At 24.2% G+C, this 12,987-nt stretch carries 13 protein-coding genes, 1 tRNA gene and 1 pseudogene; 8 read left to right on the top strand and 7 right to left on the bottom strand.

The window, feature by feature from the left end; all coding sequences use genetic code 11:
* Positions 1 to 42 precede the first annotated feature (42 nt).
* Both ffh and D9V62_RS01990 read right to left on the bottom strand, forming a co-directional pair.
* Positions 43 to 1,395 carry a signal recognition particle protein gene (gene ffh / locus D9V62_RS01995; protein ID WP_158340141.1) on the bottom strand — a complete coding sequence of 451 codons (1,353 nt, stop codon included), beginning with the start codon at positions 1,393 to 1,395 and terminating at the stop codon, positions 43 to 45.
* 100 nt (positions 1,396 to 1,495) lie between these two features.
* Positions 1,496 to 2,641 (bottom strand): chorismate mutase, encoded by a 1,146-nt coding sequence (locus D9V62_RS01990; RefSeq protein ID WP_158340140.1) that lies wholly within the window; start codon positions 2,639 to 2,641, stop codon positions 1,496 to 1,498.
* 295 nt (positions 2,642 to 2,936) lie between these two features.
* Here D9V62_RS01990 and rplM point away from each other — a divergent pair, with 295 nt between their 5' ends.
* Entirely contained in the window at positions 2,937 to 3,365 is a 429-nt protein-coding gene (rplM, locus tag D9V62_RS01985) for a 50S ribosomal protein L13 (protein ID WP_158340139.1), read from the top strand.
* 22 nt (positions 3,366 to 3,387) lie between these two features.
* Positions 3,388 to 3,780, top strand: a complete 393-nt coding sequence (gene rpsI, locus D9V62_RS01980; RefSeq protein WP_158340138.1) for a 30S ribosomal protein S9 — start codon at positions 3,388 to 3,390, stop codon at positions 3,778 to 3,780.
* Positions 3,781 to 3,913: 133 nt separating this feature from the next.
* On the opposite strand, the gene cgtA is transcribed toward rpsI, so the two are convergent.
* The 5 genes from cgtA to D9V62_RS01955 all read right to left on the bottom strand — a co-directional run bounded on the left by cgtA (position 3,914) and on the right by D9V62_RS01955 (position 7,227).
* Positions 3,914 to 4,915 carry an Obg family GTPase CgtA gene (gene cgtA, locus D9V62_RS01975; RefSeq protein ID WP_158340137.1) on the bottom strand — a complete coding sequence of 334 codons (1,002 nt, stop codon included), beginning with the start codon at positions 4,913 to 4,915 and terminating at the stop codon, positions 3,914 to 3,916.
* A 100-nt stretch (positions 4,916 to 5,015) separates the two neighbouring features.
* Complete coding sequence (gene rpmA / locus D9V62_RS01970; protein WP_158340136.1) at positions 5,016 to 5,270, bottom strand: 50S ribosomal protein L27; 255 nt, start codon at positions 5,268 to 5,270, stop codon at positions 5,016 to 5,018.
* A 1-nt stretch (position 5,271) separates the two neighbouring features.
* Positions 5,272 to 5,595, bottom strand: coding sequence for a 50S ribosomal protein L21 (rplU, locus tag D9V62_RS01965; protein WP_158340135.1), 324 nt, complete (start codon positions 5,593 to 5,595; stop codon positions 5,272 to 5,274).
* 70 nt (positions 5,596 to 5,665) lie between these two features.
* Entirely contained in the window at positions 5,666 to 6,940 is a 1,275-nt protein-coding gene (murA, locus tag D9V62_RS01960) for a UDP-N-acetylglucosamine 1-carboxyvinyltransferase (RefSeq protein WP_158340134.1), read from the bottom strand.
* 32 nt (positions 6,941 to 6,972) lie between these two features.
* Positions 6,973 to 7,227, bottom strand: a complete 255-nt coding sequence (locus tag D9V62_RS01955) for a BolA family protein (RefSeq protein ID WP_158340133.1) — start codon at positions 7,225 to 7,227, stop codon at positions 6,973 to 6,975.
* 500 nt (positions 7,228 to 7,727) lie between these two features.
* Here D9V62_RS01955 and greA point away from each other — a divergent pair, with 500 nt between their 5' ends.
* The 6 genes and pseudogenes from greA (at position 7,728) to D9V62_RS01925 (ending at position 12,950) form a co-directional block, all read left to right on the top strand.
* A complete protein-coding gene (gene greA, locus D9V62_RS01950) occupies positions 7,728 to 8,207 on the top strand; it encodes a transcription elongation factor GreA (RefSeq protein WP_158340132.1) in 480 nt (159 codons plus the stop codon).
* 63 nt (positions 8,208 to 8,270) lie between these two features.
* Positions 8,271 to 8,891, top strand: coding sequence for a 23S rRNA (uridine(2552)-2'-O)-methyltransferase RlmE (gene rlmE, locus D9V62_RS01945; protein ID WP_158340131.1), 621 nt, complete (start codon positions 8,271 to 8,273; stop codon positions 8,889 to 8,891).
* Between the two features lie 84 nt (positions 8,892 to 8,975).
* Positions 8,976 to 10,808, top strand: coding sequence for an ATP-dependent zinc metalloprotease FtsH (gene ftsH, locus D9V62_RS01940; RefSeq protein WP_158340130.1), 1,833 nt, complete (start codon positions 8,976 to 8,978; stop codon positions 10,806 to 10,808).
* Between the two features lie 223 nt (positions 10,809 to 11,031).
* Positions 11,032 to 12,371 (top strand): annotated as a pseudogene (glmM, locus tag D9V62_RS01935) (phosphoglucosamine mutase).
* Between the two features lie 116 nt (positions 12,372 to 12,487).
* Positions 12,488 to 12,817, top strand: a complete 330-nt coding sequence (secG, locus tag D9V62_RS01930) for a preprotein translocase subunit SecG (protein WP_158340129.1) — start codon at positions 12,488 to 12,490, stop codon at positions 12,815 to 12,817.
* Positions 12,818 to 12,868: 51 nt separating this feature from the next.
* Positions 12,869 to 12,950, top strand: a tRNA-Leu gene (locus tag D9V62_RS01925).
* The last annotated feature ends 37 nt before the right edge of the window (positions 12,951 to 12,987 follow it).

The raw sequence follows: 12,987 nt of genomic DNA, 5'->3' as shown, positions 1-12,987 counted from the left end.
TTTTTTTATTAAATTAATTAACATAATTATGTTGGTATATTTTTAAAAATGTTTAGGTAATATATTTTTAATATTACGAATAATTTTTCCGATTCCATTATTTTTAATTTTTTTCATAATTCTTTTTATATTATCAAAATTTTTTAATAATTTATTTATATCTTGAATTTGTGTACCAGACCCTAAAGCAATTCTTCTCTTACGAGAACCTTTTATAATCATTGGGTTATTTCTTTCTTTCGGCGTCATTGAATATATTATGGCTTCTATTTTATTTAGAGCATATTTATCATTATCCAATAATAGATTATCTGATATCATTTTATTATTTGTAAACTTATCTATAAAGTAATTTAACCCCCCCATTTTTTTCATTTCTTTTATTTGTGTTAAAAAGTCATTTAAATTAAAATCATGACCTTTTTTAAGTTTGTTAGTTAAGTTTTTTACATGAGATTGATTAATTTTTTCTTCAATATCTTTAATAATAGATATAACTTTATTCATTCCTAAAATTTTATCAGCTATACGTTCTGGATTAAATATTTCTAAATTTGTTAATTTTTCTCCTGTTCCTATAAATTTAATAGGTTTTCCAGTAATATAGCGCATTGATAATGCAATTCCGCTTCTAGCATCGCTATCAGTTTTAGTTAATATAATACCAGATATAGATAAATATTGATTAAAACTTGTTGCCATATTAATTGCATCTTGACCCATCATAGAATCAACTACTAATAGTGTTTCAATTGGGTTGGAAAAATTTTGTATTTCCTGCACCTCATTCATCATTGTTTCATCGATATGCAAACGTCCTGCTGTATCTATTAATAAGATATCATATAGTTTTAGTTTGGCATGATTAACTGCTTCTTCTGTTATTTTGATTGGTGTTTGATTAATATTAGATAAATAAAAATTTATATTAATTTGTTCAGATAAAACTTCAAGTTGTTTAATAGCAGCAGCACGATATATATCAGTAGATGTGACAAGTATCTTTTTTTTATATTTTTCCTGTATCCATTTGGCTAGTTTTGCTACAGTAGTAGTTTTTCCTACTCCCTGTAAACCAACTATTAATATTACTGCAGGTGGTCGAACAGATAAATTTAAATCATTGTCTTTTTCGCCCATAGCTGAAATTAGTTCATTTCTTACAATTTTTATAAATTCTTGTCCAGGAGTAAGGCTTTTGTTAATTTCATAACCAATAGATTTTTGTGTAACATTTTTTATAAATTTTTTTATTACTGATAATGTAACGTCTGCTTCTAATAATGCTTTTCTTACTTCTCTAATAGTATCTTTAATGTTTTCTTCTGTCAGTCTTCCTTTGTTAATGATATTACGTAAACTTTTTGAGAGACGTTCAGTTAAGTTACTAAACATATTTCTTGCTCTTTTATAAATTAATATTAAATTGTTTTATATAATATTTTGATTAATTTTTAAAATATTTTTTAACAGATAAATATTTAAAATAGTTTAATTAATCAAGTTTTTTATTTTCTATAGGATAACAACCTAATATTTTGATGAAATTTGTAATTTTTTGAATTTTTGTAATAACATCCTGTATTATATTAGATGATAAATTTTCTTTAATATCAAGATAAAATATTTTTTCTTGTGACTTAGTATTATAAAAAGTTAGTAATTTTATAATAATTTTTTTTTGTTTTAGCATTGAAATAATTTCGTCAAGTTTTTTTGATGTTTTTTCTAGAGTAAATATTATTGTGGTTTTTACTGGTATATTTAAAAGAATTTTAACAGGTATTTTCGATAAACAAATGAATCTTGTAATATTATTTTTTTTATTTGATATGTTTTCAGATAAAATTTTTAATCCATAAAGTTTATTACCTATGTCACTTCCCAAAACTGCATTAGTAGTTTTATTATTTTTAATAACTTTTTTAATTGCATCTGTTGTACTGTTAGTGTATTCAATTTTCCAATGCGGAAATTGATTAACAAATTTACTACATTGTTTAAATGGTTGAGAATGACTATATATTTTTTTAATAGCATTAAGTTCAACATTTTTTATTGCTAATAAACAATGATTTATATGAATTTTGATTTCCCCAACAATAAATAAATTTGTATTTTTCAAAATGTTAAATATTTCATTGATAGGACCTGAGCAACTATTTTCTATTGGTAAAATAGCATAATGTGATTTGCTATTTTCAACTGATTGAACAACTTCTTTAAAATTAAAGCATTCTTTTTCAACAAATATTTTTAATTTTTTTTTTGCATATTTAGATGCTGCAATATGTGAATAAGAACCTTTAGAGCCAAGAAACGAAAAAATAGTTTTATTTATATTTTTATTATTTTGTAATTTTTTTAATAATGTTTTTTGAATAATTATAGATTCCTCAATTATTAATTGAAATAAACGTATTATATAGTCAGGATTTAAATTTTCTTTTTTTCCTATATTAATTAATTCAGCTAATAAGTTTTTTTCACGATCTTTATCACGTATAGGTTGATTGTTTTGTATTTTAGATTGAGCTATATTTAATACTAATTTTTTTCTTTTTGCGAGCAACGTAACGATTTCTTTATCAATGTTGTTAATTTCATTGCGAAAATTTAATAAATCATTTTTAGACAGCATAGTTTATTTTACCTATTAAATATCTAATATGTTTCAGATTAAAATAAAATATTTTTATTTAATTAGTATTAATTTTTTTAAATTTAAAAAATAATAACACATTATATAATATACTATTTTTATATAAAAACAGTATGTTGTTTTTTAAAAAAATTATTATAAAAAGTTTTATTTAATAATTATTAATTTTTTTAAATATTTTCCTAGATATGATAAATGATAATATATTTACTGTATCTTATTAATTCTAATCATAGTATTCTTTTATATATAATTTTTATAAGTGAGTCGTTTAATGAAAACTTTTTCAATTAAGGAAAAAAATATACATAGAGATTGGTTTTATGTTGATGCTACTAACAAAGTTTTAGGAAGACTTGCTAGTGCTTTATCTTTACGTCTTAGAGGTAAGCATAAAGTTCAATATACACCGCATCTGGATGTTGGTGATTATATTATAGTTTTAAATGCTTCTAAAATATTGGTTACAGGTAAAAAGAAATATAATAAAATGTATTATCATCATACAGGTTATGTTGGTGGAATAAAAAAATTTAAATTTGAAGAAATTATGGCAAAAAATCCTGAAAAAATTATTGAAATAGCAGTTAAAGGAATGCTACCAAAAGGTCCTTTAGGTCGTTTAATGTTTAAAAAATTAAAAGTTTTTTCAGATGAAAATCATAATCATATAGCACAATGTCCGCAATTTTTAAATATTTAATAAAGGTTTTTTAAAAAAATACATGATGAAAATTCAAAATTACGGAACTGGTCGTCGTAAAAGTTCTTCTGCTAGAGTTTTTCTTAGACCTGGGACAGGTAAAATAGTTGTAAATAAACGTTTATTAAATGATTATTTTGGTCGAGAAACTTCTTGTATGATTGTTCGTCAACCATTAATATTAACAGATATGATAAATAATTTTGATATTTATATTACAGTTAAAGGAGGAGGTATTTCGGGACAAGCAGGTGCAATTAGACAAGGAATTACTCGAGCTTTAATTGATTATAACCAATTATTACGTAGTGAATTAAGAAAATCTGGATTCGTTACACGTGATTCAAGACAAGTAGAACGAAAAAAGGTAGGTTTTCGTAAATCTAGAAAACGTATACAGTTTTCTAAACGTTAGAATTAAATAATAAATTTTATCTTAAAGAACTTGGTTTCTTCATAATAAACCGAGTTCTTTTATCAATTTTTTCATAATTTTATAGTTTTATTTTAAACAAACTAAAAATTAAAAAAATAAACCTAAAAAAATTTTATTTTTTTAAAAAATATAAGATATCGGAACATAATTTTTTTGTTCCTATTTTTTGAAGAGAAGAAATTAAATAATATGGTTCTTGTATATTTAAATTATTTTTAATGGTCTTAATAAATTTATTTATTTTTAAAGTTGGTATTAAATCAATTTTATTTAATATTAAAAATCTTGGTTTATTATACAATTTTTCACTATATTTTTTTAATTCATATAATACAGTTTTAATATTTTCTATAGGATTAGAATAGTCTGTAGGACATAAATCAACAATATGAAGTAATATTTTACATCTTTCTAAATGTTTTAAGAAATGAATACCTAACCCTGTCCCTTGAGATGCACCTTTTATTATCCCTGGGATGTCAGCTATAATGAATTTTTTATCTTTAATTTTCACACTTCCTAAAATAGGATTTAATGTAGTAAATGGATAATCTGAAACTTTTGTTTTAGCACCAGATATATTTTTTACTAACGTTGATTTTCCAGCATTAGGCATTCCTAATGTTCCTACATCAGCTATTAATAGCAATTCTAATTGTATATGTCTTTTCTCTCCTATTGATCCTAATGTTTTTTGTCTTGGTGTTCTATTAGTAGAAGATTTAAATCTAGTATTACCTAATCCATGCCATCCTCCTTTTGCAATAAGTATTTGTTGTTTATCTTCTATTAAATCATCTATGAGTTCACGTGTTTGATAATTAATTATTTTAGTTCCAATTGGCACATATATTCTAATATCATTTCCTTTTTTACCAGAACAATTTTTACCCAATCCATTACTTCCATGTTCAGCTTGAAATACTTTTTTAAATCTAAAATCTATAAGAGTATTTAGGTTGTTATTAGATTCTATCCAAATATTTCCACCATTTCCTCCATCTCCTCCATCTGGACCTCCTTTAGGGACATATTTTTCTCTTCTAAAATTAACACATCCATTTCCTCCATTACCTGCAATAACCTGAATAACAGTTTGATCAATAAATTTCATTTATATTCCTTGTTTTTAAAAATAACTATAATTTTTAAAAATATTTTTTTATGACAAGCTAATACCCCTAAAAAAAGGGGTTTTTAAAAATATTAATTGTTTAATTAATAACATTAATATATGTTCTTTTGTTTATTCCTTTTCTTTTAAATTCTATTTTTCCCTTAGTAATTGCAAAAATAGTATGATCTTTTCCGCAACCTACATTTTTTCCTGGATGAAATTTTGTTCCTCTTTGTCTGACAATAATACTACCTGCCATTACTAATTCACCACCAAAACGTTTTACACCTAATCTTTGAGCGTTCGAATCTCTTCCGTTTCTAGTTGAGCCGCCAGCTTTTTTATGTGCCATATTAGTTCTCTACATTATTATAAATATCTATAATTTTTACATTAGTAAAATATTGACGATGACCTTGCTGTTTTTTATAATGTTTACGACGATTAAATTTTATTACTTTAATTTTTTTTAATCTACCATGATCTTTAATACATACTTTAACATTACTGCCAGTTAAAAAAGGATTTCCTATATTTATTTCATCTTTATTTGAAATCATCAAAATATTTTTAAATTCTACTATTGAACCAGTTGGATAGTTTAATTTTTCTAATTGAATTACTTGATTTTTTTTAACTCGATATTGTTTTCCACCACTTAATAAAACTGCATACATATAATACTCCAATTATTTTTTATTTATTTTTAATTAATGAAATATTAATTACTTATTTGATATATTAAGATTAAAAAATTGAAAAATTATTATTAATATATTGAATATTTGCACCTAATTTATTTAATTTTTTTAAAAATGATTCATATCCTCTTTTGAAATGATGAATATTATTAACTACTGTAATACCTTTTGCAATACAACCTGCTAAAATTAATGTAGCCGAACCTCTTAAATCAGTAGAAAATAAATTTTTAGCATATAATTTTGGAATACCTTTGCAAATAATATAATTATTTTTAATTTCTATTTTAGCTCCCATTTTAATTAATTCTGTAACATAAGAAAAACGATTTTCAAATATATTTTCAATGATAACACTTTTACCTGAAGAGATGCTATTAAGTAAAGTGAATTGTGATTGCATATCAGTTGGAAACCCTGGGTATGGAGATGTTGAAATATTTACAGATTTAGGTTTTTTTTCTTTCATATCCAGTTTAATCCAATCTTTTCCAGTTTGAATTTTTGCACCAGTTTCAGATAGTTTTTTTAGTACGTTTGTTAAATGTTTTGGTTCGGTGTTATAACATGTAATCAATCCTTGAGAAATTGCGGCCGCTATTAAAAAAGTTCCTGTTTCAATTCGATCTGGTATTATTTTATGGAATCCACCATGTAATTTTAATACTCCTTTTATATATATTTTATTACTTCCTGAGCCAGTAATATTAGCTCCTAAAGTATTCAAGAATTTTGCAACATCGATAATTTCTGGTTCTTTAGCAGCATTGTCAATTATTGTCAAACCCCTTGCTAAAATTGCAGCGCTCATAATGGTAATAGTTGCTCCAACGCTAACTTTTTCCATATAGATATACTTGCCTTGTAAAGGCTTTTGAATCGATGCAATAATATAATTTTCATTTTCAACAATTTTAGCACCTAATTCTATTAAGCCTTTTAAATGAAGATTAATAGGTCTACAACCTATTTTACAACCACCTGGAAAAAATATTTTAGCTTTTCCAAATCGTGTTAAAAGTGGGCTTAACATCCATATAGATGCTCTTATTTTATTAGTTAGATTATATGATGGACAAGAAATATTAATTACACTTGGATCAATATATAAAGTTTTATTTTTATTTACTATTTTTATTCCTAAAGATCTAAGTATTTTAATTGCTATACTTATATCTGTTAATTTTGGAATATTACTTATTTCAATTTTTTCTTTTGTTAATATTGTCATAAATAAAATAGGTAAAGCTGCGTTTTTAGAACCAGAAATCAAGACATTTCCATTTAATTTTTTATTACCCTCTATATATAATTTATTCATTCATTATTAAATCTCTATTTATTTTCAATATGTTAGTCAGATTGCTTTTTTTTTGTTTTTTTCCATTCGTCTATTGTATATGTTGTTATAGATAACGCATGAATTTTTTTTTCTGTAATTATATCAATTAAAGGTGCATAAATTATTTGTTGTCTTTTTACTTGGCTATTACCTTTGAATATATCTCCTATAGCAATTATTTTGATATGATTACTATCTCCTGTAATATATATTTCTTTTAAATTTAGTTTTTTGTTTAATATTGATATTATTTGTTCATTATTCATTTTAAGTATGCTTTAGATTAATTTTTTAAAATATAAAAATTTTGAATATTATACGAATAAAATATATTTTTAAGTTTTTTTATTAAATATTAATAAAGAATTTCACTTCATAAAATTGAAATTTTTGATAAATTTTATTTTTTACATTAAAATAGATATGTGTCTCTTCAGTTATATTAAAATAAAAAATTGATGTTTTTAGAAAAAATAATAAATTTATTACATATAGAATAATTTAAATACTAGATCATAATTAATATTAAAATTTTAATTTTGACTTATATTAGATTTTATCAATGATAAATTAATATTGCTATATTTTTTAGTTTAATTATTTTATCAAAACAATCTAATGATTTAATTTTTTAAAAATATTCAATTAAAATTAATTCTTTTTTCTTTAAAATATATTTTATATTAAAAAATTATATAAAAATTTTTAATATTTTTTAAATTAATAATTAATTATATTCTTTAGAAAAAAAAATGAGGTATGTTAAATGGTTAGTTTAATTCCAATGACTATTAGAGGTGCTAAAAAACTTCGTAAAGAACTTGAACAATTAAAAAATATAAAACGTCCTCGTATTATTATTGATATAGCAAAAGCTAGAGAGCATGGTGATTTAAAAGAAAATTCTGAATATCATTCAGCCCGTGAAGAACAAAGTTTTTGCGAAGGACGAATAAAAGAAATAGAGTTAAAACTATCTAATTGTCAAATTATAGATATTACCAAAATACCTAATGATGGAAGAGTTGTATTTGGATCAACGGTAACTATATTAAACATAAAAAATAACGAAATATTTACTTATCAAATTGTCGGTGATGATGAATCTGATTTTAAAAAGAATTTGATTTCAATTAATTCTCCTATGTCTAGAGGTTTAATTGGTAAAACTATTAATACTGTTACTACTATATTCACACCTGCTGGTAATGTTGAATATAAAATTTTAAAAATAGATTATATCTAAATTATAATTTGTTTCAAAAAAATCATTAGATTTGTTATAAATCTATAAAAAAAAATAAATAATATGATTGTTAAGAAAAAATCAAATAGTTCTAAGCGTTGGTTATCAGAACATTTTCAAGATATATATGTTAAGGAAGCAAAAAAAAACAAAATTAGATCTAGATCTTGGTTTAAATTAGAAGAAATTGATAAGAATAATAAAATATTTAAACCTGGAATGAATATAATTGACCTAGGTGCTTCACCCGGAGGTTGGTCACAATATGCAGTAAATAAAATTGGAAAAACAGGATCTGTTATAGCATGTGATATATTACCTATGGAAAAAATAGTAGGAGTTAAATTTTTTCAAGGAGACTTTCGCAATATAAATACATTAAATTTTATAATAGATTATTTATCTAATAATACCTTTAATGTAGTTATGTCTGATATGGCACCTAATATTACAGGATGCTGGTCTATTGATATGCCACGTATTATAGAAGTATGTAGAATAGCTCTTACAATATCTAAACATTTGTTATCTAAACATGGTATTTTTTTAGTAAAATCTTTTCAAGGAGAAGGTTTAAATGAATTTTTTAGAGAAATTAAAATGCTATTTTCAAAGATTAAAATTTGTAAACCAAAAACTTCTCGATCAAGATCACGAGAAATATTCATTCTAGCAACCAGATAAAAATATTATTTAATTATTTCTAAAATTTTAAATCTGTGTTGTTCTTTAAAATAGATGTAATGAGAGGTTGTTCCCTTGAGTGACATGGTTAAAAACCTGATATTTTGGTTAGTAATTACAGTGATTTTAATGTCTGTTTTTCAAAATTTTAATACTAGTGATTCAAATAATCACAGAGTTGATTATTCTACTTTTTTATCCGAAGTTAATCAAGATCAGGTCCGTGAGGTATATATTAATGGACGTATGATTAGTGTTATTAAAAAAGATAGCAATAAATATACCACTTATATTCCTATAAATGATCCTAAATTATTAGATAATCTTATAACAAAAAATGTAAAAATTATAGGAGAAGTACCAGAAGAGCCAAGTGTTTTACTTTCTATATTTATTTCTTGGTTTCCCATGCTATTACTAATTGGTGTTTGGATTTTTTTTATGCGACAAATGCAAATGGGTGGTGGAAAAGGAGCTATGTCTTTTGGTAAAAGTAAAGCTCGAATGTTATCAGAAGATGAAATTAAAACTACTTTTGATGATGTTGCAGGATGCGATGAAGCTAAAGAGGAAGTAAGTGAATTAGTTGAGTATTTAAAAGAACCTAGTAGATTTCAAAAATTAGGCGGTAAAATACCCAAAGGTATACTAATGGTTGGACCTCCTGGAACTGGAAAAACATTGCTTGCAAAAGCAATTGCAGGAGAAGCAAAAGTTCCATTTTTTACCATTTCTGGTTCTGATTTTGTTGAAATGTTTGTTGGAGTAGGTGCATCCAGAGTGCGAGATATGTTTGAACATTCTAGAAAGTCTGCGCCATGTATTATATTTATTGATGAAATTGATGCGGTAGGTCGACAAAGAGGTGCTGGATTAGGTGGGGGGCATGATGAAAGAGAACAAACATTAAATCAAATGTTAGTAGAAATGGATGGTTTCGATGGAAATGAAGGTGTAATTTTAATAGCCGCTACTAATAGGCCTGATGTATTAGATCCTGCTTTATTGCGGCCTGGTCGGTTTGATCGTCAAGTAATTGTAGCACTTCCAGATATTCGTGGAAGAGAACAAATTTTAAAAGTACATATGCGCAAAGTCCCTTTATCTAAAGATGTTGATCCTATAATTATTGCTCGCGGAACACCAGGTTTTTCGGGTGCAGATTTAGCTAATTTAGTTAATGAAGCAGCACTTTTTGCAGCTCGTTTAAATAATCGTGTAGTTTCTATGATTGAATTTGAGAAAGCAAAAGATAAAATTATGATGGGTTCTGAACGTAAATCAATGGTAATGAGTGATTTTCAAAAAGAATCTACGGCATATCACGAAGCTGGTCATGTAATCGTTGGACGGTTAGTTCCAGATCATGATCCTGCTCATAAAGTTACAATTATTCCTAGAGGTCAAGCATTAGGAATTACTTTTTTTTTACCAGAATCAGATACATTTAGTATTAGCAGACAAAAACTAGAAAGTCAAATATCAACTTTATATGGCGGACGTTTAGCAGAAGAAATTATTTATGGTTCTAAAAAAGTATCAACAGGTGCTTTTAATGATATTAAAGTTGCAACAAATTTAGCAAGAAATATGGTAACTCAATGGGGGTTTTCAGATAAATTAGGTCCTTTGTTATATGCTGAAGAAGAAGGAGAAGTATTTTTAGGTAGAACAGTAGCTAAAGCCAAACACATGTCTGATGAAACTGCTAGAATTATTGATGAAGAAGTAAAGTTATTAATAGAAGTTAATTATATTCGAGCTAGAAATATTTTAAATGAAAATATTGATATTTTACATTCTATGAAAGATGCTTTAATAAAGTATGAAACAATTGATGCTTTTCAAATTGATGATTTAATGGAAAGAAGAGAGGTTCGAAAACCAAAAGGATGGTCTGAAATGAATCAAAATTAAAATACATTATTAATATTGTATTAAATTAAAACAATATTTTTATATACGCATTAAATTATATACAAATTTAATACAATTAGTATTATATTTTAACATTTACTAAAATAAGATGAAGTAATAAAATTCTTATAACTTCATCTTGTTTTTTTTGAAAACATAAAATTTATAAAAATAATAAATATTTTTATATTTTTTAAATAACTAAAAATAGAGATAAATTAATATGAAAGATTTAAAATATTTTAAAACAGATGGAATACGTGGAAAGGTAGGTGAAAAACCAATAACTCCAGATTTTATGTTAAAATTAGGACAAATTATTGCCAATATTTTAGGTGGAGATAAAAAAAAATTGTTATAGGAAGAGATACTCGTATTTCAGGATGTATGCTACAGTATTCTTTAGAATTCGGAATTCTATCAAAAGGAATTTCTACTTTACTAGTTGGTTGTATACCGACATCTGCCGTTGCATATTTAACAAAAGCTTTAAATGCTTCAGCAGGTATCGTCATTTCAGCTTCTCATAATCTTTTTGAGGATAATGGAATAAAAATATTTTTTCAAAATGGATCCAAAATAACTAGAGATATAGAAATTTTAATTGAGCAAGCATTAAACGATCCTTCTTATGATTTCTCTTATGTAAAAAATTTTGGGATTTCTAGAAAAATTAATAATGCTAAAAAAAAATATATTAGTTTTTGTAAAAATACTTTTCCTAGAAATATAAATTTATCTAAATTAACTATTGTATTAGATTGTGCTAATGGATCTACTTATAATATAGCACCTAAAATTTTTCAAGACTTAGGTGCAAATATAATAACTTCTTTTATTAATCCAAATGGAGTTAATATTAATCAAAATTCAGGATCTACTAACATTATTAAATTAAAAAAATTAGTTATGTTAAATAAAGCCGATATTGGATTGGCATTTGATGGTGATGGAGATCGTGTTATTATGGTAGATCATTTAGGAAATGAAATAAATGGAGATCAAATTGTTTATATAATTGCAAAACAATATTTTAAAAATAACAAATTAAATGGTGGAGTTGTAGGTACTTTAATGACTAATATGGGTATTATTCTTGGTTTTAAAAAAATGGGAATACCATTTGTAACCACACAAATAGGAGATCGTTATATATATAAAAAAATTAAAGAAAAAAACTGGATGCTCGGTGCTGAACAATCAGGGCATATTATTTTATTAGATAAACACTCTACTGGTGATGGAATTATAGCTAGTTTGCAAGTATTATCAACTATGATTAAAAATAATACATCTTTATACTGTTTATCTAATCAAGTAAAATTATTTCCTCAAATCTTGTTAAATATTTTCGTTCAAAAAGCTCAAAATTTTGAAACAAATAAAAAATTTCGATCTATTCTTAAAAGATCAAAAAATATTTTAGGAAATACTGGTCGTATTTTTATACGAAAGTCTGGTACTGAATCTTGTTTTCGTATTATGATAGAAGATCAAGATTATAATAAAGTAAAAAAAATAGCTTGTATTATTTCAAATGTAATTAAATCAATAAATATATAAAGTATTAATTTTATTATATTAATTTACAAATATCTAAACATACTAATTTTAATAAAAATTTTTTATTAAAATAGTAATTTTTTTATTCTTATTTGAAAAAGGAAAATTATTTTTTTATGTATTTATTTTTTTTAGTTTTTTTAATTTTTATTTCTATTTTTTTGAATTTTTTAATTTTGTTACAGCCAGGTAAAAATGTAAGTAATATTATACATTCAAATACATCTAATAATATTAAGTTGTTTAATAGTGTTCGAAGCAATAATTTTGTAACTAATATTATTGGATTTTGTGCTTGTTTGTTTTTAATAATAAGTCTTGTGTTATGTAATATTAACGATAAAAAAATAAATTCAAGTTTGTTTGAAGATAATAATGATGTTGTAAATGAAAAAATATTAAAGTTAAAAAAAAATAAAAGATTAAATACTGAAATACCTAATTAGATTTAATTTTGTAAATGATTAACAGTTTTTTATTAATACTAAATATTACATACCGAGGTGGTGAAATTGGTAGACACGCTATCTTGAGGGGATAGTGCCGAAAGGCATATGGGTTCAAGTCCCATCCTCGGTATAATTTTTTTTAATATATAAATATTATATATCAAATA

The organism is Buchnera aphidicola (Aphis helianthi) (assembly GCF_005083845.1).
GTDB lineage: Bacteria > Pseudomonadota > Gammaproteobacteria > Enterobacterales > Enterobacteriaceae > Buchnera > Buchnera aphidicola_AW.
Note: the sequence above shows the minus strand (reverse complement) of the source record. Positions and strands in the feature narration are given on the sequence as shown.

Coding starts and splice junctions, on each gene's coding strand:
- secG (WP_158340129.1), top strand. CDS start 12,488: ATGTATTTATTTTTTTTAGTTTTTTTAATTTTTATTTCTATTTTTTTG.
- rpsI (WP_158340138.1), top strand. CDS start 3,388: ATGATGAAAATTCAAAATTACGGAACTGGTCGTCGTAAAAGTTCTTCT.
- rplM (WP_158340139.1), top strand. CDS start 2,937: ATGAAAACTTTTTCAATTAAGGAAAAAAATATACATAGAGATTGGTTT.
- rlmE (WP_158340131.1), top strand. CDS start 8,271: ATGATTGTTAAGAAAAAATCAAATAGTTCTAAGCGTTGGTTATCAGAA.
- D9V62_RS01990 (WP_158340140.1), bottom strand. CDS start 2,641: ATGCTGTCTAAAAATGATTTATTAAATTTTCGCAATGAAATTAACAAC.
- rpmA (WP_158340136.1), bottom strand. CDS start 5,270: ATGGCACATAAAAAAGCTGGCGGCTCAACTAGAAACGGAAGAGATTCG.
- greA (WP_158340132.1), top strand. CDS start 7,728: ATGGTTAGTTTAATTCCAATGACTATTAGAGGTGCTAAAAAACTTCGT.
- ftsH (WP_158340130.1), top strand. CDS start 8,976: ATGGTTAAAAACCTGATATTTTGGTTAGTAATTACAGTGATTTTAATG.
- ffh (WP_158340141.1), bottom strand. CDS start 1,395: ATGTTTAGTAACTTAACTGAACGTCTCTCAAAAAGTTTACGTAATATC.
- cgtA (WP_158340137.1), bottom strand. CDS start 4,915: ATGAAATTTATTGATCAAACTGTTATTCAGGTTATTGCAGGTAATGGA.
- D9V62_RS01955 (WP_158340133.1), bottom strand. CDS start 7,227: ATGAATAATGAACAAATAATATCAATATTAAACAAAAAACTAAATTTA.
- rplU (WP_158340135.1), bottom strand. CDS start 5,595: ATGTATGCAGTTTTATTAAGTGGTGGAAAACAATATCGAGTTAAAAAA.
- murA (WP_158340134.1), bottom strand. CDS start 6,940: ATGAATAAATTATATATAGAGGGTAATAAAAAATTAAATGGAAATGTC.